Source organism: Lelliottia sp. GFLA7, assembly GCF_056490165.1.
The window spans coordinates 975725-997606 of sequence record NZ_JBWLAQ010000002.1 but is presented as its reverse complement, the minus strand read 5'-3'; the positions used below and the strand labels follow the sequence as shown (position 1 = coordinate 997606).

Genomic DNA, 21882 nt, shown 5'->3' with positions numbered 1-21882 from the left:
TGAAAGCACGAGTGACCTGATGATTTTAAACGCTTTCTGACTCTTCTGCTGTGACGCTTCCCGTACGATTGGGTTTTCCTGCCAGATAGCGCTCACGGAAACAGGAAAAATGGTTCCCCAAAGCGCTGGCCGCAACGGTATCGCCCGCAAGATCCAGCAGAGCGATAGCCACTTCAGCCGTGCAATATTGATCCTCAGCATGAGCCGCGCGTAGTCGGTAGGCCGACACCCTGGAGAGATCGACTGAGATCACGGGGAGTGCATCCAGATACGGACTCTTGCGGAACATTTTCCGCGCTTCGGTCCAGGTGCCATCCAGCATAATGAACAGCGGAGGCTTTCCCGTTGCTGGCGTTGACATCACCTTCCTGTCAGGCCCTGCGTAAGAAGCGGGGAACACCACCATCGGTTGATAATCTGGGTTTGCAACCAAATCGAGAAGTGCCTGAGGAGGATCGGTTCGCGACCACTGAAACGCGACGGTATCCGGAAGGATATCGGCAATCAACCGGCCAGTATTGCTGGGTTTCATCGGCTCAGTATCAAACATTACCAGGCAAAAACGGCTTTTGGCGTGGCTGGGAGTCAGCGTGTCACACAGGCAAAGTTTGAGCGGCAGTAGGCAACGCTGACAGCGACGAACGCGGTTGCCACGAGCGAGAAAAGGACGGGTCGCACGCGCCAGGCGTTCGGCACGTAATTGGAGTACGGCGTTATCAGTCATAGAAGTGGCATAGGGAAAATGCCATTTTCGCAGAGCAAACTGCGGGGCACAAGACGCACCCCGAGATTGTTAGAGCGATTCGTTCAACCAGCTCTCGAAAGGCGCCTTCGGTACGGCACCATTAAGCATATCCACCATTTCGCCATTTTTGAAAATCATAATAGTCGGAATACTGCGAATGCGAAAACGCGCGCTGAGCTCGCGTTCAGCTTCGGTATTAACTTTCACGAAACGCATTTTGCCGCTGCGTTCTTCCGCGACATCTTCAAAGATGGGCGCAAAGTTACGGCACGGGCCACACCAGGGTGCCCAGAAATCCACTACAACCGGGAGATCGTCTTTGAGCAGTTTGTCGAGAGTTTCACCCGTGGCGTTAATCACGTCGCCATCGAAAAGCTCATGACCGCAACGCCCACATTTTGCTCCATCATCAATGCGGCCTTCCGGAATGCGATTAAGAGCCTGGCAGTTGGCACATACGGTATTCATAACTAACCTCTGATAGAGCAGTAGGACAATGCGGCATGATGCCGATAATGTTTCTGATATGTTACATATTATCATTGAGCCTGTTTGAAACGACAATGCGTTTTATTCAATAGGAACAATAGTCATAGGCTTTTATACGAAATAATGGCTATGCGCTTGCACATCGGGTAATCTGCGCGCTTCGCGCAGCGCTGGTGGAGAAAAGCATGAACGACGAACTGAAAAATAAAAGCGGCAAGGTCAAAGTGATGTATGTCCGCAGTGATGATGATTCTGACAAACGCACCGTTAATCCGCGTACCGGAAAGGGTGCCGGGCGTCCAGCATCGTCGCGTGCAGACGGTGGCCGTCGCCCCGCCCGCGATGACAAAAATTCCCGCGGTGATGACCGCAAACGTGATGACCGTAAGCGTGACGATCGCAAACGCGACGACCGCCCTCGGGATGACTTCCAACGTGATTCCTCACCATGGCGCACGGTATCTCGTGCCCCAACTGACGACGTACCGGCTAAGGCCGATCACGGCGGAATCAGTGGTAAAAGCTTCATCGATCCGGAAGTGCTGCGCCGTCAACGCGCAGAAGAAACCCGTGTGTACGGTGAAAATGCGTGTCAGGCCCTGTTCCAGAGCCGTCCGGAATGTATCGTTCGTGCCTGGTTTATCCAGAGCGTAACGCCGCGTTTCAAAGAAGCACTTCGCTGGATGGCTGCAAACCGTAAGGCATACCACGTTGTTGATGACGAAGAACTGACGAAGGCGTCGGGTACTGAGCATCACGGTGGCGTTTGCTTCCTGATCAAAAAGCGTAACGGCACAACCGTTAAGCAGTGGGTCAGCCAGGCGGATGCCGATGACTGTGTACTGGCACTGGAAGATGTGGGTAACCCACATAATCTGGGCGCAATGATGCGTAGCTGCGCGCACTTCGGCGTGAAAGGCGTACTGTTGCAGGATGCGGCAATTGTCGAGTCAGGTGCAGCGATTCGTACGGCTGAAGGCGGGGCTGAGCACGTCCAGCCTATCACAGGCGAAAGCGTACTGGATGCTATTGAGGAGTTCCGCAAAGCGGGTTATTCCATCGTGACTACATCCAGCCATACAGGCACGCCGCTGTTCCAGGCCACGCTGCCACGTAAAATGGTGCTGGTGCTGGGTCAGGAACGCGATGGTTTGTCCGATGCTGCGCTTTCAACGGCCGACCTGAGTGTTTCTATCGAAGGGACTGGTAAAGTAGAAAGCCTTAACGTTTCCGTTGCAACCGGCGTTCTGCTGGCTGAATGGTGGCGTCAAAACAAAGCGTAATCTCGCATTGTTTAATATGCCCGGCGATTGTCGGGCATATTCATTTTGGTCTTAACCTTTAAATCTGCTTAAAAAATCACTCACTTTCCGCCGGTAAGACTGGCATCCAGTCGATAGGCTTCTCGCCGCGTTTTTCTAACCATTCATTCGTTAACACAAAATGATTGCAGCCAAAAAAGCCGCGATGAGCAGACAGCGGAGAAGGATGGGGCGCTTTCAGCACATGGTGGCGCTTGGGATCAATAATTGCCCCTTTCTTCTGCGCATGCGCTCCCCACAGTAAAAACACAACGCCTTCTCGATGCTCGTTGATCAGGCTAATCACTTTGTCGGTGAACGTTTCCCATCCGAGGCTGGCATGAGAATGCGCCTGTCCTGCCCGCACGGTCAGTACCGTATTGAGAAGCAGCACACCCTGATGCGCCCAGCTCTCCAGATAGCCATGAGCAGGGCGAACAAAGCCAGGCAGAGAACCTTCCAGCTCCTTATACATGTTCAGCAGAGAAGGTGGTGTGGCAATACCCGGACGAACAGAGAAAGCCAAACCATGCGCTTGTCCTGGGCCGTGGTAGGGATCCTGACCCAGGATCACGACTTTGACGTTATTGAGCTCGGTGTAGCGGAAAGCGTTAAACACATCTTTTTGCGGCGGGTAGATTGTTTGGCCTGACTGCCTTTCAGCGGCGACAGTATTCAGCGTATTAACAAAATAGGGTTTTTGTTTTTCATCAGCCAACACGTCATGCCATGTTAATGAAGTGGTCATCTCGCTCTCCTGCGAATTTTATCTGCGCCTAGCTTAACCGTTAATGCCGGAGGCGCAAAATCCGTTAGGGATAAAGCCCTTAAGTCTTGAAAAGAACGAAAACATACCCAGATTCCACGGTGTGAAAATTGATATAAAACAACAAATTCAAACCACACAATTTGTAAGGTCTGTTTTTTGTTGATTTAGGTCAATGAATTGGGCGGGTTCGACTGATATATATACACTCAAGAAACAATGGTTTTACCAATTGGCCGCTAATGGCCGACACCAAATAATGTAGGTTATGGGAGGCATCATATGATTACGGGTATCCAGATCACTAAAGCTGCAAATGACGACCTGTTGAATTCTTTTTGGCTGCTGGACAGCGAGAAAGGTGAAGCGCGTTGCGTCGTGGCGAAAGCCGGTTTTGCGGAAGACCAAATTGTGCCAGTAAACAAACTGGGCGAAATCGAATACCGTGAAATCCCAATGGAGATTCAACCAGAAGTACGCGTTGAAGGTGGACAACACCTGAACGTCAACGTACTGCGTCGCGAGACCCTGGAAGATGCGGTTAAGCATCCAGAAAAATATCCGCAGCTGACCATCCGCGTTTCAGGTTATGCCGTACGCTTCAATTCACTGACGCCAGAACAGCAGCGCGATGTGATTGCTCGTACCTTTACTGCTAGCCTGTAAGATCCGCTGGAAATAAAAACGCCGGGTAATAAGCCCGGCGTTTTTTTATTCTTCTTTGTGAGAAGTCGCTGTTGAGCCACTCGGCTTACGGCGTTTGCCAATATTCTTGGCATCACGGTGACGGTCCTTCACGCGCGGTTTTTCTTTTTCTTTCTGTTTCTGCTCTTCGCGTTTAGCGAGCACTTTCTTAGACGGTTTACCCGTCATTTTCTCGCTCGGCGGACGCGTCGTAGGGCGTAACTCATCAATTACGCGCGCTTTAACGGGCTCTTCGATGTAACGGCCTACTTTCTGAAGCAGCAGATAGTCATGCGCCTCAACCAGAGAAATAGCCGTACCCTTCAGGCCTGCACGTCCGGTACGACCGATACGGTGAAGGTAGGTATCCCCGCTGCGCGGCATGTCAAAGTTAATAACATGGCTTACTTCAGGAATGTCGATACCGCGCGCCGCTACGTCGGTAGCCACCAGAACATTAACGCGACCTTCAGTCAGACGTTTAATCCCTTCGGTGCGTTTCACCTGCGGCATGTCGCCTTCAAGATAACAGTTATCGATACCCGCTGAACGCAACTGAGCGGCCAACTCATGTACGCGCTCGCGTTTACGAACAAAAACAATGGTACGCGTTGTGTCATCTTGTTTGAGCAGATGCTTCAGCAGCTCAAGCTTGTGTTCAAAGTTATCTGCGCGGTAATACCACTGGTGGATCTTTTTGCGCTCACGCGTAGAAGGCGTGGCAGAAACTTCGGCCGGATCTTCCAGAAGACGCTCAGCAAAATCTTTGATCGCATCGCCTTCAAGCGTTGCGGAGAACAGCATCGTCTGTTTGCGCCAGCGCGTTTCGCCTGCGATATGCTCGATATCCTGCGCAAAGCCCAGTTCCAGCATACGGTCTGCTTCATCAAGGATCAGCGTTTCTACTGCGCGGCAGTCAAAGTTCTCTTCTTTGATGTATTGCATCAAACGGCCGGTCGTCGCGACCACGATATCCTGGTTCTCACTGAACACTTCGGCGTGGTTCATGTAGGCGACACCACCGGTGATGGTGGCAATATCCAGATGCGTTTTTGCGGCTAATTCACGCGCATGTTCTGCTACCTGAACGGCTAACTCACGTGTAGGTGTCAGAATCAAAATACGCGGCGGGCCAGATTTCTTGCGAGGGAAATCAATAAGATGCTGCAAGACAGGCAGCAAGTACGCCGCCGTTTTACCGGTGCCTGTCGGCGCAGAACCGAGTACATCACGGCCTTCTAACGCAGGCGGAATGGCAGCCGCCTGGATGGCAGTCGGGCGTGTGAAGCCTTTATTCTGGAGAGCTTCCAGCAGGCATTCATCGAGTTCAAGTTCGGAAAAAGTCGTTACAGTCATGTTCTACCTCTGTGTGGGGCGCTGATTATAGACGTTATGGCTGCAATCTTCATCTGTTTGTATGGATATCCCTTTTCCACCACTTCGCTTTCCCCTATGCTACTCCAGTTTCATTTAAGAAGGTTGTTTTGACATGTCCCAACCCAAAGCGCTGTTGCGCCGCGATGGTTTCACTTTTAAACAGTTCTTTGTAGCTCACGATCGTTGCGCGATGAAGGTCGGTACTGACGGTATTTTACTCGGTGCATGGGCTCCCGTCGCGGGCGTAAAGCGAATTTTGGATATCGGTAGCGGAAGTGGCCTTTTAGCGCTGATGCTGGCGCAACGTACCGAGCAGCATGTCACGATTGATGCGGTCGAACTGGATGCTCAGGCAGCGAATCAGGCCAGTGAAAACGCCGCTGAATCCCCTTGGGCTGAACGCGTTCAGGTTCAGTGCGCTGATATCCTGGCGTGGGCGCCCGAGCAAACGGCGCGCTACGATCTTATCGTTAGCAATCCCCCTTATTATGAGCCTGGTGTTGACTGCGGCACGCCAGAGCGTGACCAGGCGCGCTATACCGGTTCGCTTGGCCATCCTGCGCTTTTAGCAGCGGCAGCCAATTTAATCTCGGAAGAAGGGTTTTTCTGCGTCGTATTACCCGAAAATACCGGGAATACTTTTATCAAGACTGCGCTCGACATCGGCTGGTTTTTACGTCTGCGAACCGATATTGCCGATACCGATGGAAAACTGCCTCACCGGGTATTACTGGCGCTATCGCCGAAAGAGGGAGAGTGCTTTAGCGACAGAATGGTGATTCGTGGGCCAGACCAGCGTTACTCCGAAGATTACACCGCGCTGACCCAGGCATTTTATCTGTTTATGTGAACAAGTGGGGCCAGAATCGACGGCCCCGACTCTTCCAGTTGATCGGGGTAATCCAGCGTGTAATGTAAGCCTCGACTTTCTTTACGCATCATGGCGCACCGCACAATCAACTCTGCAACCTGTACCAGGTTGCGCAGCTCAAGCAGGTTATTGGATACGCGGAAATGAGCGTAATACTCATCTATTTCCTGCTGGAGCATGGTAATGCGTCGCAGCGCGCGTTCCAGACGTTTCGTGGTTCGCACAATCCCAACGTAATCCCACATAAACAGTCTCAACTCATGCCAGTTATGCTGAATGACCACGAGTTCATCCGGATTATCGACTCGACTCTCATCCCAGGCGGGAAGCGATTCTACCTTGCGGGCATAGGGCGTACGTTTGGTGATATCTTCTGCAGCTGACCAGCCATAAACCAGACATTCAAGCAGCGAGTTAGACGCCATGCGGTTGGCACCATGCAGCCCGGTGTAACTCACCTCGCCGATCGCGTAAAGACCATCAACGTCTGTCCGTCCATGGTCGTCTACCATCACGCCGCCGCATGTATAGTGCGCAGCGGGGACAATAGGAACGGGTTCTTTGGTAAGATCGATCCCCAGTCCGAGTAATTTCTCGTAGATGGTCGGGAAGTGCTGACGCACAAAATCAGCGGGTTTATGGCTGATGTCGAGATACATGCAATCGACGCCGAGACGCTTCATTTCATGGTCAATGGCGCGTGCCACAATATCGCGCGGAGCAAGTTCACCGCGGGAATCAAAGTCGGGCATAAACCGCGAGCCGTCGGGGCGTTTAAGGTGAGCGCCTTCGCCACGCAGGGCTTCGGTCAATAGAAAGTTGCGCGCCTGAGGATGGAACAACGCTGTTGGATGAAACTGATTAAATTCCAGATTGGCGACACGGCAGCCGGCACGCCAGGCCATCGCAATGCCATCGCCTGAGGAGATGTCTGGGTTTGTCGTATATTGGTAAACTTTAGACGCGCCACCCGTTGCCAGCACCACAGATTTTGCCTGACAGGTTTCCACTTTTTCTTTATTACGGTTCCAGACCCACGCGCCTACGACTCGTCGCGTTCCCGGCAGCCCAATCTTATCGGAAACAATCAAATCGACCGCGTTGCTGCGCTCGAGTACCTGAATGTTCGGATGGTTACGCGCCTGGCTCACCAGCGTGGTTTCAACTTCTTTACCGGTGGCGTCGGCAGCATGCAAAATGCGACGGTGACTATGACCCCCTTCACGGGTGAGGTGATAGCCCTCTTCACCATTCGGCTGAATATGCGTATCGAATAAAACGCCCTGATCGATAAGCCATTGAACACAGTGACGTGCATTGCTGGCTACAAATTCAGCGGCATGCTCATCAACAATTCCTGCGCCCGCTATTAAGGTGTCTTCGACATGTGACGCGATGCTGTCTGTTTCATCAAACACAGCCGCAATGCCACCTTGCGCGTAGAAGGTTGAGCCTTCGCTCATTGGCCCTTTACTCAGGACAATCACTTTCTGCTGAGAAGCCAGGCGAAGTGCGAGGGACAGGCCAGCTGCGCCGCTGCCAATAATCAGTACATCACATTGGAGTTCTGGAGTTGTGTTCATGATTTTTGTTTAATTTACTAAACAGTGTTTGGCCAGAATAGCACCGGTACGCAATGTACAGCACGTTTTTTTTATTGTGTGTTGCGCAGCCTAAACATCAGCGGAGAGGATAAAATCGTGCAAATGCGCGAAAATATTTTGCGAAGCAGATCGTTAGCTTCAGATTTTGTGGTGAAATAATACCTTTGTTGCGGTACTCTGCTGGCTGTAAAAATGCCCTTTACTATCAGAAATTGGGGTACGTATCGTTAACAGACATATAATGAGAGAAAATGAACTGTCTGCGACACGATGAACAAAAACAAAAGCGTAACGGAACTTACTGATGAATAGACACTCTAATCCCCTGCTTGCTCACATTGCAGTGTTTTTAGAGTGGCGTTTCGATAACGCGTGGAATTTAGGTTTGGGGAGACATTACCTCGGATGAGCGAGCAGTTAACGGACCAGGTCCTGGTAGAACGGGTCCAGAAGGGAGATCAGAAAGCCTTTAACTTACTGGTAGTGCGCTATCAGCATAAAGTGGCGAGTCTGGTGTCCCGTTATGTCCCGTCAGGGGATGTCCCTGATGTGGTACAAGAGTCTTTCATTAAGGCCTATCGCGCGCTGGATTCTTTCCGGGGAGATAGTGCTTTTTACACCTGGCTGTATCGTATTGCTGTCAATACAGCAAAGAATTATCTGGTTGCTCAGGGCCGTCGTCCGCCATCAAGTGATATTGATGCGATTGAAGCAGAAAACTTCGAAAGTGGCGGTGCATTGAAAGAAATTTCGAACCCTGAGAACTTAATGTTGTCAGAAGAACTGAGACAAATAGTTTTTCGAACGATCGAGTCGCTCCCGGAAGATTTACGTATGGCAATTACGTTACGGGAATTGGATGGCCTTAGCTATGAAGAGATAGCTGCCATCATGGATTGTCCGGTCGGGACGGTTCGCTCACGTATTTTCCGTGCGCGAGAAGCTATTGATAATAAAGTTCAACCGCTTATCAGGCGTTGACGATAGCGGGATACTGGAAAAGGTATTAGGCATGCAGAAAGAAAAACTTTCCGCTTTAATGGATGGTGAAACGCTGGACAGTGAGTTGCTCAACGAGCTTTCTCATTCTCCCGATATGCAAAAGACCTGGGAGAGTTACCATCTCATCCGTGATTCTATGCGCGGTGATACGGGCGATGTTCTCCATTTCGATATCTCAGCACGCGTAATGGCGGCCATTGAGAACGAGCCTGTGCATCAAACCATTCCTTTGATTCCTGAAGCTCAGCCGGCGCCGCATCAATGGCAAAAGATGCCGTTCTGGAAAAAAGTGCGCCCATGGGCGAGTCAGCTTACCCAAATGGGTGTGGCGGCATGCGTATCGCTTGCAGTTATTGTTGGCGTCCAGCACTATAATGGTCAATCTGAAGCGAATCAGCAGCCTGAAGCGCCAGTGTTCAATACGCTGCCGATGATGGGCAAAGCAAGTCCGGTAAGTCTGGGCGTGCCAGCAGATGCGTCGGTAAGTCCTGGTCAGCAACAGCAGGTACAGGAACAGCGCCGTCGTATTAATGCGATGTTGCAGGATTACGAATTGCAGCGCCGCTTGCACTCGGAACAACTCCAGTTTGAGCAGGCGCAAACCCAGCAAGCTGGCGTGCAAGTACCAGGAAACCAAACTTTAGGAACGCAATCGCAGTAATGAAGCAACTTTGGTGCGCCATGTCTTTGGTGGCGGGTAGCCTGTTCTTCTCTGCCAACGCCTCGGCTGATTTATCGTCCGGGGCGTTGTTGCAGCAAATGAACATGGCCAGCCAGTCACTCAATTATGAGTTGGCTTTTGTCAGTATCAATAAGCAAGGTGTAGAGTCGTTGCGCTATCGCCATGCTCGTCTTGATAAACAGCCGCTTGCCCAGCTTTTACAGATGGACGGCCCGCGCCGTGAAGTTGTTCAGCGCGGTAATGAAATCAGCTATTTTGAGCCAGGTCTTGAACCGTTTACGCTCAATGGCGATTACATCGTCGATTCGCTACCCGCTCTTGTGTATACCGATTTTAAGCGTCTGTCGCCTTACTACGATTTTATTTCGGTTGGCCGTACCCGCATTGCGGATAGGCTATGCGAAGTCATTCGCGTAGTGGCAAAAGACGGCACACGCTATAGCTACATTGTGTGGATGGATACGGAAACCAAGCTGCCAATGCGTGTCGATCTGCTCGATCGCGACGGTGAAACGCTTGAGCAATTCCGCGTGATCTCGTTCACCGTGAATAATCAGGTTGGCTCGAGTATGCAAAGCCTGGCTAAAGCTAACCTTCCACCGCTTCTGTCGGTTCCTGCGGGCGACGCGGCTAACTTTAACTGGGCGCCATCATGGATACCTCAAGGTTTCAGTGAGATATCCAGCAGTCGCCGTCAGCTTCCAACGATTGAAACTGCGGTCGAATCTCGACTTTATTCTGACGGCCTGTTTAGCTTCTCGGTGAATATCAATCGCGCCACCGCTAACAGTTCTGAGCAAATGCTCCGGACGGGTCGCCGAACAGTCAGTTCGACGATACGCGATAATGCTGAGATCACCATTGTGGGAGAACTTCCTCCGCAAACGGCAAAGCGTATTTCAGACAGCATTAAATTCAGGGCCGCACAATGATTAAAGAATGGGCCACGGTGGTTTCGTGGAACGATGGCGTCGCGCTTGTTATGTGCGACGTCAAAGCCTCATGTAACAGTTGTGCTTCTCGTGCTGGGTGTGGCTCTCGCGTACTCAACAAACTCGGGCCGCAAACCACGCATACGATTTCTGTGCCCAGCGAGCAGCCACTCACCGAAGGGCAGAAGGTCGAGCTTGGTATTGCTGAGGGCAGTTTACTTGGTTCGGCAATGCTGGTTTACCTCTCACCGCTCGTGGGCTTATTTGTGCTAGCGGGAATCTTCCAAATGTTATTTGGAACCGATCTTGCTGCAATGTGTGGCGGAGCATTGGGTGGTGTGGGCGGTTTCATGTTGGCACGTGGCTTTTCGCAAAAACTCGCTGAGCGAGAGGCCTGGCAGCCTGTCATTCTGAGCGTAGGCCTTCCTCCCAACATGCTTCGTGTTGAAACGCTTTCTTCTGAAGCCCGGTAATTACACCGGGCTTTATCTTTATTTACATCTCTGAAATGAAAACCCCGAATCCTCTCGCTAAGCTTGGCTTCAAGAGCATTTCCTGGTGACGAAGATGTAGTGTAGAATGCTGCGTTTTCGCACTGAAAAACGTCAGGCTAAGAACAGCGGCCTCCAGGAATTCGTAAGGCATAATTATTTAATTATATGAAGAATATACGTAACTTTTCGATCATTGCTCACATTGACCACGGTAAGTCGACGCTGTCTGACCGTATTATCCAGATTTGCGGTGGCCTGTCTGATCGTGAAATGGAAGCCCAAGTTCTGGACTCCATGGACCTGGAACGCGAACGTGGTATTACCATCAAAGCGCAGAGCGTAACGCTTGATTACAAAGCCGCCGATGGCGAAACCTATCAACTGAATTTCATCGACACCCCGGGCCACGTTGACTTCTCATATGAAGTTTCTCGCTCGTTGGCGGCCTGTGAAGGCGCGCTGCTGGTGGTCGATGCCGGGCAGGGCGTAGAAGCCCAGACCCTGGCGAACTGCTACACCGCAATGGAAATGGAACTTGAAGTGGTGCCGGTTCTTAACAAAATCGACCTGCCTGCTGCTGATCCAGAGCGTGTGGCGGAAGAGATTGAAGACATCGTGGGCATCGATGCTACCGATGCTGTGCGCTGCTCCGCGAAAACCGGCGTGGGTGTTCCTGATGTGCTGGAACGACTGGTTCGCGACATTCCGCCACCGGAAGGTGATGTGGATGCCCCGCTGCAGGCACTGATTATTGACTCCTGGTTTGATAACTACCTGGGCGTTGTGTCGCTGGTCCGTATCAAAAACGGCACCATGCGCAAAGGCGACAAAATCAAAGTGATGAGCACCGGTCAGGTTTATAACGCCGATCGTCTGGGGATCTTCACGCCAAAACAGGTTGACCGTACTGAACTGAGATGCGGTGAAGTTGGCTGGTTGGTTTGCGCGATTAAAGACATTCTGGGCGCGCCAGTGGGCGATACCCTGACGCAAGCACGTAACCCGGCTGACAAAGCGCTGCCTGGCTTCAAAAAAGTGAAACCACAGGTATATGCGGGTCTGTTCCCTGTTAGCTCTGATGATTACGAAAACTTCCGTGATGCACTTGGTAAGCTGAGCCTGAACGATGCTTCACTGTTCTATGAGCCAGAAAGCTCTACTGCGTTGGGCTTCGGCTTCCGCTGTGGCTTCCTCGGTCTTTTGCACATGGAGATCATTCAGGAACGTCTGGAGCGTGAATACGATCTGGATCTCATCACCACGGCACCGACCGTAGTGTATGAAGTTGAGACAACGAACAAAGAAGTTATTTACGTCGACAGCCCATCGAAGCTGCCGCCTCTGAATAACATCGAAGAGCTGCGCGAGCCTATCGCTGAATGTCACATGCTGCTGCCACAGGAATTCCTGGGCAACGTGATCACGCTGTGCATTGAGAAACGTGGTGTGCAGACCAACATGGTTTACCACGGTAACCAGGTTGCGCTCACCTATGAAATCCCGATGGCAGAAGTGGTGCTCGACTTCTTTGACCGTCTGAAGTCAACTTCGCGCGGTTACGCGTCGTTGGATTACAACTTCAAACGCTTCCAGGCTTCCAACATGGTACGTGTAGATGTGCTGATTAACAGTGAGCGCGTCGATGCGCTGGCGCTGATTACGCACAACGATAACGCACCATACCGTGGCCGCGAACTGGTCGAGAAAATGAAAGAACTGATCCCGCGTCAGCAGTTTGATATCGCGATTCAGGCGGCCATTGGCAACCATATTATTGCTCGTGCAACGGTAAAACAGCTGCGTAAAAACGTTCTGGCGAAATGCTACGGCGGTGACGTCAGCCGTAAGAAAAAACTGCTGCAGAAACAGAAAGATGGTAAGAAACGCATGAAGCAGGTTGGTAACGTTGAGCTGCCACAGGAAGCGTTCCTCGCCATTCTGCACGTTGGCAAAGACGGAAAATAATTCTAAGGAGTTGGCATGGCGAACATGTTTGCCCTGATCCTGGTCGTTGCGACACTGGTGACGGGTCTGTTGTGGTGTCTGGATAAGTTTATTTTTGCCCCTAAACGTCTCCAGCGTCAGGCCGCCGCGCAGGCAGCGACAGGTGATCAACTGGATCCGAAAACCCTGAAGAAAGTCAGCCCTAAACCGGGCTGGCTGGAAACTGGCGCTTCCGTGTTCCCGGTTTTGGCGATAGTTTTGGTGGTGCGTTCATTTATTTATGAACCCTTCCAGATCCCGTCAGGTTCGATGATGCCAACGCTTTTGATTGGTGATTTTATTCTGGTAGAGAAGTTTGCTTACGGCATCAAAGATCCTATCTACCAGAAAACATTGATTGAAACCGGTCATCCAAAACGCGGCGACATCGTGGTCTTCAAATACCCTGACGATCCGCGTCTGGACTACATCAAGCGTGCAGTGGGTTTGCCGGGTGACAAAGTCAGCTACGATCCAGTCGCGAAAGAAGTCACCGTTCAGCCGGGTTGCAGTTCCGGTACGGCATGTGTAAACGCGCTGCCAATCACCTATTCCAACGTTGAGCCGAGCGACTTCGTTCAGACTTTTGCTCGTCGTAATGGCGGCGAAGCCACCAGTGGCTTCTTCCAGTTGCCAAAAGGCGAGACCAAAGAAAACGGTATTCGCCTGGTAGAACGCAAGGAAACGCTGGGTGATGTAACGCATCGTATTCTGACCGTGCCGATTGCGCAGGATCAGTTGGGAATGTATTACCAGCAGTCAGGCCAGCCGTTAGCGACCTGGATCGTGCCGCCTGGACATTACTTCATGATGGGTGATAACCGTGATAATTCCGCGGACAGCCGTTATTGGGGCTTTGTTCCGGAAGCCAACCTGGTCGGTAAAGCGACTGCGATTTGGATGAGCTTTGAGAAACAAGAAGGCGAATGGCCGACTGGCGTCCGCTTGAATCGTATTGGCGCGATTCATTAATTCGTGTGAATTGAACACGTAACCACTGATAAGAGTGGTTACGTGAATTATTTAAAGGATAATCTCACCTGGCTAACGACATCCCCACCCGTTGTGTATAGAATATTCCCCCGAAGTTTAAGGTTGGCGCAGAGCCAGTGCCACGGCACACGAAACCGCGTTGGTTTTCTCAGGTCGGTTTCGTGTGCTGCATTTTTGACGCATTCATTTATTGGTATAGCATGAACCCCATCGTAATTAATCGGCTTCAACGGAAGCTGGGCTACACTTTTCAGCATCATGAATTATTGCAACAGGCATTAACCCATCGCAGTGCCAGCAGCAAACATAATGAGCGTTTAGAGTTTTTAGGTGACTCCATTTTGAGTTACGTGATCGCGAACGCGCTTTATCACCGTTTCCCGCGCGTTGACGAAGGCGACATGAGCCGGATGCGTGCCACGCTGGTACGCGGCAATACGCTTGCCGAAATTGCGCGCGAGTTTGAACTGGGTGAATGTTTGCGACTGGGTCCTGGCGAACTGAAAAGCGGTGGTTTTCGCCGTGAATCTATTCTCGCCGATACTGTCGAAGCATTAATCGGTGGCGTTTTCCTCGACAGCGATATCCAGACTGTTGAGCAACTGATTCTGAACTGGTATCAAACGCGTCTGGACGAAATCAGTCCGGGCGATAAACAAAAAGATCCGAAAACGCGTCTGCAGGAATACCTGCAGGGTCGCCATCTGCCGTTGCCATCGTATCTGGTGGTGCAGGTCCGTGGCGAAGCGCATGATCAAGAATTTACCATCCATTGCCAGGTTAGCGGCCTGAGTGAACCGGTGGTTGGCACAGGTTCAAGCCGCCGTAAGGCTGAACAGGCTGCCGCCGAACAGGCGTTGAAAATGCTGGAGCTGGAATGAGCGAAGAAAAAAGTTACTGTGGTTTTATTGCTATCGTCGGACGTCCGAACGTTGGCAAATCAACCCTGCTGAATACATTACTTGGGCAGAAGATCTCAATCACGTCCCGAAAGGCGCAGACCACGCGCCACCGTATCGTTGGCATCCATACAGAAGGTGAATATCAGGCAATTTACGTTGATACTCCGGGCCTGCATATGGAAGAAAAACGTGCCATTAACCGTCTGATGAACAAAGCGGCGAGCAGCTCAATCGGTGATGTTGAGCTGATCATTTTCGTCGTGGAAGGGACTCGCTGGACGGCGGACGATGAAATGGTCCTGAACAAGCTGCGTGACGGCAGAGCGCCGGTCATTCTTGCGGTCAACAAAGTTGATAACGTGCAAGAGAAAGCCGATCTGCTGCCACACCTGCAGTTCCTGGCAAGCCAGATGAACTTCCTTGATATCGTTCCGCTGTCTGCGGAAAGCGGAATGAACGTGGATACCATCGCGGGTATTGTGCGTAAACATCTGCCAGAAGCGATCCATCACTTCCCGGAAGATTACATTACCGACCGTTCTCAGCGCTTTATGGCCTCTGAAATCATCCGTGAAAAACTGATGCGTTTTCTGGGCGCTGAACTGCCGTACTCTGTCACCGTTGAAATCGAGCGTTTCCAGACTAACGAGCGCGGTGGTTATGACATCAACGGACTGATCCTCGTCGAGCGCGAAGGGCAGAAGAAGATGGTGATTGGTAACAAAGGTTCCAAGATTAAAACCATCGGTATTGAAGCGCGTAAAGACATGCAGGACATGTTTGAAGCACCGGTACACCTCGAACTGTGGGTGAAGGTGAAATCTGGCTGGGCCGATGATGAGCGCGCACTGCGCAGCCTCGGTTACGGCGACGACGTCTGATTTTCATACTCGATGGCTTTCGAGGTGCAGGAAGGCGGCAAGACCGCGAATATCCGGGAGCTTACTCGGGTAAACGACCGGGGTGAATGGGTGCCGCCAACGCACCTGCAGCGTGAAAGACGACGAGTATGATGGAAGGCTGGCAGCGCGCATTCGTCCTGCATAGTCGTCCCTGGAGCGAAACCAGCCTCATGCTGGACGTCTTCACGGAAGAGTCTGGTCGCGTGCGCCTTGTGGCAAAAGGCGCACGATCCAAACGTTCCAATCTGAAAGGAGCTCTACAACCTTTCACTCCTCTTTTAGTTCGCTTTGGTGGTCGTGGGGAAGTCAAAACCCTACGCAGTGCTGAAGCCGTCTCTCTGGCGCTTCCCCTTTCTGGTATCACGCTTTACAGCGGTCTGTATGTCAACGAACTCATCTCACGCGTTCTGGAACATGAGACCCGCTTCTCTGAACTTTTCTTCGATTATCTGCACTGTATCCAGGCACTTGCTGGCGCAACGGATTCGCCGGAACCCGCATTACGTCGGTTTGAACTGGCGCTGCTCGGGCATCTTGGCTACGGCGTCGATTTTCTGCACTGTGCGGGGAGCGGGGATTCAGTCGATGACACCATGACTTATCGTTATCGGGAAGAGAAAGGGTTTATCGCCAGTATCGTTATTGATAACACCACCTTTACCGGGCGACACCTCCGGGCGCTGTCCGAGCGTGAATTTCCCGATCAGGACACCTTACGCGCGGCAAAACGCTTTACCCGAATCGCCCTCAAGCCGTATCTTGGTGGCAAGCCCTTAAAGAGCCGAGAATTATTCAGGCAGTTTGTGCCAAAGCGTTAACGAACAATGAGAAAACCGAGGATTGTCATGGCTGAATTACTGTTAGGCGTCAACATTGATCACATCGCCACACTGCGTAACGCGCGTGGTACGGCATATCCTGATCCGATTCAGGCGGCGTTTATTGCCGAGCAGGCGGGCGCAGACGGTATCACCGTTCATTTGCGTGAAGATCGCCGCCATATCACTGACCGGGATGTGAAAATTCTGCGCCAGACGCTGGATACCCGCATGAATCTGGAAATGGCGGTGACGGAAGAGATGCTGGCGATTGCCTGCGAAACCAAACCTCATTTCTGCTGCCTGGTGCCGGAAAAACGTCAGGAAGTGACCACAGAAGGTGGGCTGGATGTCGCCGGGCAGCAGGATAAAATGCGCGATGCCTGCAAACGCCTTGCTGACGCCGGCATTCTGGTTTCCCTGTTTATCGACGCCGATTTTGACCAGATCAAAGCGGCTGCCGCGGTCGGTGCGCCGTACATCGAAATTCACACCGGTTGCTATGCCGATGCCGAAGACGAAGTCGCTCAGGCTAAAGAGCTTGCCCGTATCGCGAAAGCCGCCACTTACGCTGCCAGCCTGGGCTTGAAGGTTAACGCCGGGCACGGTCTGACGTATCACAATGTCAAAGCGATTGCGCAAATTCCAGAGATGTTTGAGCTGAACATCGGTCACGCCATTATCGGTCGGGCAGTGATGAGCGGTCTCAAAGAAGCTGTGTCGGAAATGAAACGTTTGATGCTGGAAGCGCGTCAGTAATGGCGATTCTGGGCTTAGGCACGGACATCGTTGAAATTGGCCGTATCGAAGCGGTGATCGCCCGAAGTGGCGATCGCCTGGCGAGACGCGTGCTGAGCGACAACGAATGGGCAATCTGGGAAACGCATCAACAGCCGGTGCGTTTTCTGGCGAAGCGTTTTGCGGTCAAAGAGGCGGCAGCGAAAGCCTTCGGCACGGGCATTCGCAACGGGCTGGCTTTTAATCAGTTTGAAGTGTTTAACGATGAACTGGGCAAACCGCGCCTGCGTTTATGGGGTGAGGCGCAAAAACTGGCGGAGAAACTCGGCGTGGTCAATATGCACGTGACGCTGGCGGATGAACGACGCTACGCCTGCGCGACGGTCATTCTCGAAAGTTAAACTTTGTCGGCGTGGTGCATCAGTACAAATTTGTCCCACAGCTGCTCTTCTGATTCAGCATGCGCAGGATCTTTGAGGATGGTGTTTGGAATAGGACACACTTTCTGACAGGTCGGCGTCTCGTAATGACCGATGCATTCGGTACAGCGATCGCTGTTAATCTCATAAATGCTGTCACCCATGGAAATCGCCTCGTTAGGGCATTCGGGTTCGCACATATCGCAATTGATGCATTTTTTAGTGATTAACAGCGCCATCAGGAAAATCTCAGAAACATCACAAACAGGGCGGGCATTATACGCTCATTCCCTGTTCAAACCAGTTTTTTTACCAGCTCTTCGCTGTGACGAATACGTTCTGGCGCATGTTCCAGATCCTGCTGTACGAGTGCCACAAAGAGCAAATCCGTCAGCATCATCTGCGCGCTGGTGGACGAAATCGCCGCGCTGCGCGTCGCTTGTTCTTCAGCAATGGTGTACAGGCAGCGCGTCGCCCGTTGTTGCAGAGCGTTAGGGGTAAAACCGGTAATCGCCAGAATCTTACCCCCAACGCGTAACGCTTCATCCGCGGCAAGATTGATCTCGCGGCGCTCACCTGAATACGAAATTGCCAGCAGCAGATCGTCGGGAGCCATTGCCTGAACCGTCGACAGTAGGGCATGCATATCCTGTTCGGACATGGCGTTGAAACCAATTTTCGTAAGTTTCCAGCCTAAATTCCGCGCCACCAGTCCGGATGCGCCAATGCCCGTCAAAATGATCCGTCTCGCACTGCGCAGCATGGCGACACTTTCGAGCAATTTTTCTTCGCTATTCACATCAAGCGTGGCGTGCATTGCCGTCACGTTCTCCTTGATGAGTTTTTCCCCGACGAGGCGCATCGGGTCATCACCGCGAATCTGATTGTGCAGCGGCATAGATTGTGGATTAGGGTTGTTGACCAGCGCTTCACTGATCGCCAGTTTTAGTGCCGGAAACCCTTTGAAGCCAATCTTTTGTGCAAATTTCACAACACTCGACTGGCTAACACCCGCTTCACTGGCGAGCTGTTGAGAGCTTAAGTGACGCGCGTGATCGGGCTGCGCCAGCAGGAAATCCGCCAGTTTTTTGTCGCTCTGGGCAAAGCCCGCATAACGCTGGCGAATACGAATTAAGCAGTTCATACGTCCTCCTGGCGAAAATGTGATAGCCGCAGCAAATCGACGTTTGCTCACCTGAATGAATTTTATATTCCACTATAGTACGGGTATTATGAATTAAAAATTCTTGAGGTACAAAAGATGAATCTTGGCTCGTTAGTGTCTGAATCACGTAATCCACAAACCATGGATCTGGACGCGTTGTCCACCTTTGACCTTGTAACCTGTTTTAATCAACAGGATACGCTGGTCGCGCTGGCAGTGAAAGAGACATTGCCCGAGGTGGCTAAAGCCGTGGATGCGGCAGCTGATGCGTTGAAGTCCGGTGGGCGCATAATTTATATGGGCGCAGGAACCAGCGGGCGGCTGGGTGTGCTGGATGCGTCTGAATGTCCGCCAACCTTTGGCGTGCCGCACGGTCTGGTGCTTGGCCTGATTGCAGGCGGACCCGGCGCGTTATTAAAAGCGGTCGAAGGCGCTGAGGATAATCAGCAACTGGGCGCAGATGATCTCATCGCAATTCATCTGACTGCCAACGATTTGGTGGTCGGTCTGGCCGCATCCGGGCGTACGCCCTACGTCATCGGCGGCCTGGAATACGCCAAACAGCTGGGATGCACGACGGTTGCGATCTCCTGCAATCCGGGGGCGCCGATTGCTCAGGTCGCGGCGATTGCTATCTCTCCTATTGTGGGGCCAGAAGCGTTGACCGGCTCAACGCGGCTTAAATCCGGCACGGCACAAAAGCTGGTGCTCAACATGATCTCCACCGGCGCGATGGTGAAATTCGGCAAGGTTTACCAGAACCTAATGGTGGATATGCAAGCCACCAATATCAAGCTGGTGGACAGAGCCTGTCGCATGGTGGTGCAGGCAACAGGGGCCAGCCGTGAAGAGGCGGAAGCGGCGCTCAAGCAAACCGATCACGATGTGAAACCCGCCATTCTGATGATCCTGAGTGGGCTGGACGCCGCAGCGGCGCGCGCTAAGCTCGATGCGCATCAAGGTTTCCTGCGGGCAGCGTTAGAAAACTAAAACAGCAGAGGCGTGTATGGAAAAAACAGCAGCGCTCGCCAGCGACATTTTGCAGGGGATTGGCGGAGAGAAAAATATTCTGCGTCTTGAAAACTGCATGACGCGGGTGCGAGTGGAAGTTCAGGATGACGAGCAGCTTGATGTCGCTCGCCTGAAAAATCTCTCCGGCGTCAGCGGCTACGTTAAACAAGGTGCGCAGCACCAGTTGATTGTTGGGCCGGGCAAAGCCGCGCAGGTTGTCGATGCGATGCGGGCATTAATGGGGGCAGGCGGCGCTGGTGCGTTTGAGGACGCCGAACGCACCAAAGCTCAGGCGAAAGCCAAATACAAAGCCCCAATGAGCGATGCGCTGCGACAGCTGGCTAACGTCTTTATTCCTCTGATTCCTGCGTTTATCGCCTCGGGTCTGATTACCGGCATTATCAATATTCTTAAGCGACCGGACATCGTCGGGGATTTTGCCACGCAGTATCCGAATATGCTGGGGATTCTGGGCATTTTCGGCAGCGCGGTATTTGCCATTATGAATATCCTGGTCGGCGTCAATGCCGCGAAGGTGTTTGGCGGGTCGCTGGCGATGGGCGGCGTGATGGCGGGGATTCTCTCCAGCCCGCAGCTGGCGCAAATAACGCTGTTTGGCGAGGCGCTACAGCCGGGGCGGGGTGGCGTAATCGCGGTGCTGCTGGTGATCGTCCTGATGTGCTGGGTAGAGAAAAAACTGCGCAGCCTGCTGCCAGGCTCAATTGAGTTGATTCTTAACCCGCTGCTGACGACGCTGATCACAGGGAGTATCGCGATTGTTGCGCTACAACCGTTGGGCGGATGGATCTCAGAGGCCATCGCTCACGGCGCTTCTTTAGCTATCGATCGCGGCGGCCTGCTGGTTGGGGCAATTTTGTCCGGGACGTTCCTGCCCCTAGTGTTGACCGGTTTACATCAGGGACTGGTGCCGATTCACGTTGAGCTGGTTCAGGCGCATGGTTACAACGCTCTGCTGCCGATCCTGTCGATGGCGGGCGTTGGACAAGTGGGTGCGGCCATTGCGGTACTGATGAAAACGCGCAACGCCCGACTGAAAAAGGTCATCAAAGGGGCGCTGCCGGTAGGGCTGTTGGGTATCGGCGAGCCGCTTATTTTCGGCGTCACGCTTCCGCTTGGTAAACCGTTCCTCGGTGCTTGTCTGGGCGGCGCCGTGGGCGGGGCGCTGATCAGCTACTGGAAAGTGGCGACCGTTATCACCTTTGGCATTTCAGGTTTACCGCTGGCATTAACCATCGTGACCGGAAAAGTCATGCTCTATCTGTTAGGCTATCTAATAGCGGTGATCGCCGGGTTCCTGTTTACCTGGCTGTTAGGGTTCAACGATCCAGAGGAGTAAGGTTTGGTTAATCACGAGCGACGTGTTGTCTTTTTCGATCTAGATGGAACGCTGCATCAGCAGGATATGTTTGGCACATTTATGCGCTATCTGCTGCGCCGCCAGCCCCTCAATGCGCTGCTCGTGCTGCCTCTTTTGCCGGTGATCGGCATGGCGTTGTTAATCAAAGGACGCGCCGCTCGCTGGCCGATGAGCCTGCTGCTATGGGGATGTACTTTTGGTCATAGCGAGGCACGGCTCAAGCAGCTTCAGCAGGATTTTGCCCTGTGGTTCCGCGAGCATGTCACCGCGTTTCCGGTGGTCCAGGATCGCCTGACCACCTATCTGAATGCCAACGATGCGGATATCTGGTTAATTACCGGTTCTCCCCAGCCGCTGGTGGAGCAGGTCTATTTTGATACGCCGTGGCTGCCGCGCGTGAATCTTATCGCCACCCAAACTGGCCGTGCCTATGGTGGTTGGGTGCTGACAATGCGCTGCCTCGGGCATGAGAAAGTCGTGCAACTCGAGAAAAAAATTGGCACGCCGCTGCGGCTGTACAGCGGTTACAGCGACAGCAAACAAGACAACCCGCTGCTCTATTTTTGCCAGCACCGCTGGCGAGTCACACCGTCTGGCGAACTTCAGCAACTGGAATAGTGTTAATC

The 21882-nt window shown here is 52.4% G+C and carries 25 protein-coding genes; 18 read left to right on the top strand and 7 right to left on the bottom strand.

What is annotated here, in order from left to right; all coding sequences use genetic code 11:
- Window positions 1–25: 25 nt before the first annotated feature.
- Both tapT and trxC read right to left on the bottom strand, forming a co-directional pair.
- Window positions 26–724: a tRNA-uridine aminocarboxypropyltransferase gene (tapT, locus tag AC07RN_RS10275; RefSeq protein ID WP_015960062.1), complete on the bottom strand. Its 699-nt coding sequence runs from the start codon at window positions 722–724 to the stop codon at window positions 26–28.
- A gap of 69 nt (window positions 725–793) precedes the next feature.
- Entirely contained in the window at window positions 794–1213 is a 420-nt protein-coding gene (gene trxC, locus AC07RN_RS10270) for a thioredoxin TrxC (protein ID WP_015960061.1), read from the bottom strand.
- A gap of 206 nt (window positions 1214–1419) precedes the next feature.
- Between trxC and AC07RN_RS10265 the strand changes: the two genes are divergently transcribed.
- Window positions 1420–2517, top strand: coding sequence for a tRNA/rRNA methyltransferase (locus AC07RN_RS10265; RefSeq protein WP_133629567.1), 1098 nt, complete (start codon window positions 1420–1422; stop codon window positions 2515–2517).
- 76 nt (window positions 2518–2593) lie between these two features.
- Here the strand turns inward: AC07RN_RS10265 and ung are convergent, their stop codons facing one another.
- Complete coding sequence (gene ung, locus AC07RN_RS10260; RefSeq protein ID WP_478336267.1) at window positions 2594–3283, bottom strand: uracil-DNA glycosylase; 690 nt, start codon at window positions 3281–3283, stop codon at window positions 2594–2596.
- Window positions 3284–3583: 300 nt separating this feature from the next.
- On the opposite strand from ung, the gene grcA reads away from it, so the two are divergent.
- Complete coding sequence (gene grcA / locus AC07RN_RS10255; RefSeq protein WP_015960058.1) at window positions 3584–3967, top strand: autonomous glycyl radical cofactor GrcA; 384 nt, start codon at window positions 3584–3586, stop codon at window positions 3965–3967.
- Window positions 3968–4012: 45 nt separating this feature from the next.
- Here the strand turns inward: grcA and srmB are convergent, their stop codons facing one another.
- On the bottom strand, window positions 4013–5341 hold the full coding sequence (gene srmB / locus AC07RN_RS10250; protein ID WP_478336266.1) for an ATP-dependent RNA helicase SrmB: 1329 nt from the start codon (window positions 5339–5341) through the stop codon (window positions 4013–4015).
- A gap of 133 nt (window positions 5342–5474) precedes the next feature.
- Here srmB and trmN point away from each other — a divergent pair, with 133 nt between their 5' ends.
- Entirely contained in the window at window positions 5475–6212 is a 738-nt protein-coding gene (trmN, locus tag AC07RN_RS10245) for a tRNA(1)(Val) (adenine(37)-N(6))-methyltransferase TrmN (RefSeq protein WP_449554651.1), read from the top strand.
- Here the strand turns inward: trmN and nadB are convergent.
- Entirely contained in the window at window positions 6197–7816 is a 1620-nt protein-coding gene (gene nadB, locus AC07RN_RS10240) for an L-aspartate oxidase (protein ID WP_478336265.1), read from the bottom strand. The genes trmN and nadB overlap by 16 nt on opposite strands.
- A gap of 325 nt (window positions 7817–8141) precedes the next feature.
- Here nadB and rseD point away from each other — a divergent pair, with 325 nt between their 5' ends.
- The 12 genes from rseD (at window position 8142) to acpS (ending at window position 17684) form a co-directional block, all read left to right on the top strand.
- Window positions 8142–8246 (top strand): rpoE leader peptide RseD, encoded by a 105-nt coding sequence (gene rseD, locus AC07RN_RS10235; protein WP_223297175.1) that lies wholly within the window; start codon window positions 8142–8144, stop codon window positions 8244–8246.
- Window positions 8243–8818, top strand: a complete 576-nt coding sequence (gene rpoE, locus AC07RN_RS10230; RefSeq protein WP_015960054.1) for an RNA polymerase sigma factor RpoE — start codon at window positions 8243–8245, stop codon at window positions 8816–8818. The genes rseD and rpoE overlap by 4 nt, the downstream gene beginning before the upstream one ends.
- A 31-nt stretch (window positions 8819–8849) precedes the next feature.
- Window positions 8850–9500: an anti-sigma-E factor RseA gene (gene rseA / locus AC07RN_RS10225; protein WP_059179479.1), complete on the top strand. Its 651-nt coding sequence runs from the start codon at window positions 8850–8852 to the stop codon at window positions 9498–9500.
- Window positions 9500–10453, top strand: a complete 954-nt coding sequence (gene rseB / locus AC07RN_RS10220; RefSeq protein ID WP_041689493.1) for a sigma-E factor regulatory protein RseB — start codon at window positions 9500–9502, stop codon at window positions 10451–10453. Before rseA ends, rseB begins: the two co-directional genes overlap by 1 nt.
- Window positions 10450–10926, top strand: a complete 477-nt coding sequence (rseC, locus tag AC07RN_RS10215) for a SoxR-reducing system protein RseC (protein ID WP_407436015.1) — start codon at window positions 10450–10452, stop codon at window positions 10924–10926. The genes rseB and rseC overlap by 4 nt, the downstream gene beginning before the upstream one ends.
- 186 nt (window positions 10927–11112) lie before the next feature.
- Window positions 11113–12912, top strand: a complete 1800-nt coding sequence (gene lepA, locus AC07RN_RS10210; protein WP_015960050.1) for a translation elongation factor 4 — start codon at window positions 11113–11115, stop codon at window positions 12910–12912.
- 15 nt (window positions 12913–12927) lie between these two features.
- Window positions 12928–13902, top strand: coding sequence for a signal peptidase I (gene lepB / locus AC07RN_RS10205; RefSeq protein WP_478336264.1), 975 nt, complete (start codon window positions 12928–12930; stop codon window positions 13900–13902).
- Window positions 13903–14123: 221 nt separating this feature from the next.
- Complete coding sequence (rnc, locus tag AC07RN_RS10200) at window positions 14124–14804, top strand: ribonuclease III (RefSeq protein ID WP_015960048.1); 681 nt, start codon at window positions 14124–14126, stop codon at window positions 14802–14804.
- Window positions 14801–15706, top strand: coding sequence for a GTPase Era (gene era, locus AC07RN_RS10195; RefSeq protein ID WP_015960047.1), 906 nt, complete (start codon window positions 14801–14803; stop codon window positions 15704–15706). The genes rnc and era overlap by 4 nt, the downstream gene beginning before the upstream one ends.
- A gap of 131 nt (window positions 15707–15837) precedes the next feature.
- On the top strand, window positions 15838–16545 hold the full coding sequence (recO, locus tag AC07RN_RS10190) for a DNA repair protein RecO (RefSeq protein WP_041689706.1): 708 nt from the start codon (window positions 15838–15840) through the stop codon (window positions 16543–16545).
- Window positions 16546–16572: 27 nt separating this feature from the next.
- Window positions 16573–17304, top strand: coding sequence for a pyridoxine 5'-phosphate synthase (gene pdxJ / locus AC07RN_RS10185; RefSeq protein ID WP_478336263.1), 732 nt, complete (start codon window positions 16573–16575; stop codon window positions 17302–17304).
- The gene (gene acpS / locus AC07RN_RS10180) at window positions 17304–17684 is read left to right on the top strand and encodes a holo-ACP synthase (protein ID WP_015960044.1); all 381 of its coding nucleotides are present in this window, start codon (window positions 17304–17306) and stop codon (window positions 17682–17684) included. The genes pdxJ and acpS overlap by 1 nt, the downstream gene beginning before the upstream one ends.
- Here the strand turns inward: acpS and AC07RN_RS10175 are convergent.
- Window positions 17681–17941 carry a YfhL family 4Fe-4S dicluster ferredoxin gene (locus tag AC07RN_RS10175; RefSeq protein ID WP_015960043.1) on the bottom strand — a complete coding sequence of 87 codons (261 nt, stop codon included), beginning with the start codon at window positions 17939–17941 and terminating at the stop codon, window positions 17681–17683. The two genes, acpS and AC07RN_RS10175, sit on opposite strands and share 4 nt — an antisense overlap.
- A gap of 56 nt (window positions 17942–17997) precedes the next feature.
- Window positions 17998–18846 carry a MurR/RpiR family transcriptional regulator gene (locus AC07RN_RS10170; protein ID WP_015960042.1) on the bottom strand — a complete coding sequence of 283 codons (849 nt, stop codon included), beginning with the start codon at window positions 18844–18846 and terminating at the stop codon, window positions 17998–18000.
- 117 nt (window positions 18847–18963) lie between these two features.
- On the opposite strand from AC07RN_RS10170, the gene murQ reads away from it, so the two are divergent.
- The 3 genes from murQ to yfhb are packed head-to-tail and all read left to right on the top strand — an operon-like array spanning window position 18964 to window position 21874.
- Complete coding sequence (gene murQ, locus AC07RN_RS10165; protein ID WP_478336262.1) at window positions 18964–19857, top strand: N-acetylmuramic acid 6-phosphate etherase; 894 nt, start codon at window positions 18964–18966, stop codon at window positions 19855–19857.
- 16 nt (window positions 19858–19873) lie between these two features.
- Entirely contained in the window at window positions 19874–21235 is a 1362-nt protein-coding gene (locus AC07RN_RS10160) for a PTS transporter subunit EIIC (RefSeq protein WP_478336261.1), read from the top strand.
- Window positions 21236–21238: 3 nt separating this feature from the next.
- Window positions 21239–21874, top strand: a complete 636-nt coding sequence (gene yfhb, locus AC07RN_RS10155; RefSeq protein ID WP_015960039.1) for a phosphatidylglycerophosphatase C — start codon at window positions 21239–21241, stop codon at window positions 21872–21874.
- The last annotated feature ends 8 nt before the right edge of the window (window positions 21875–21882 follow it).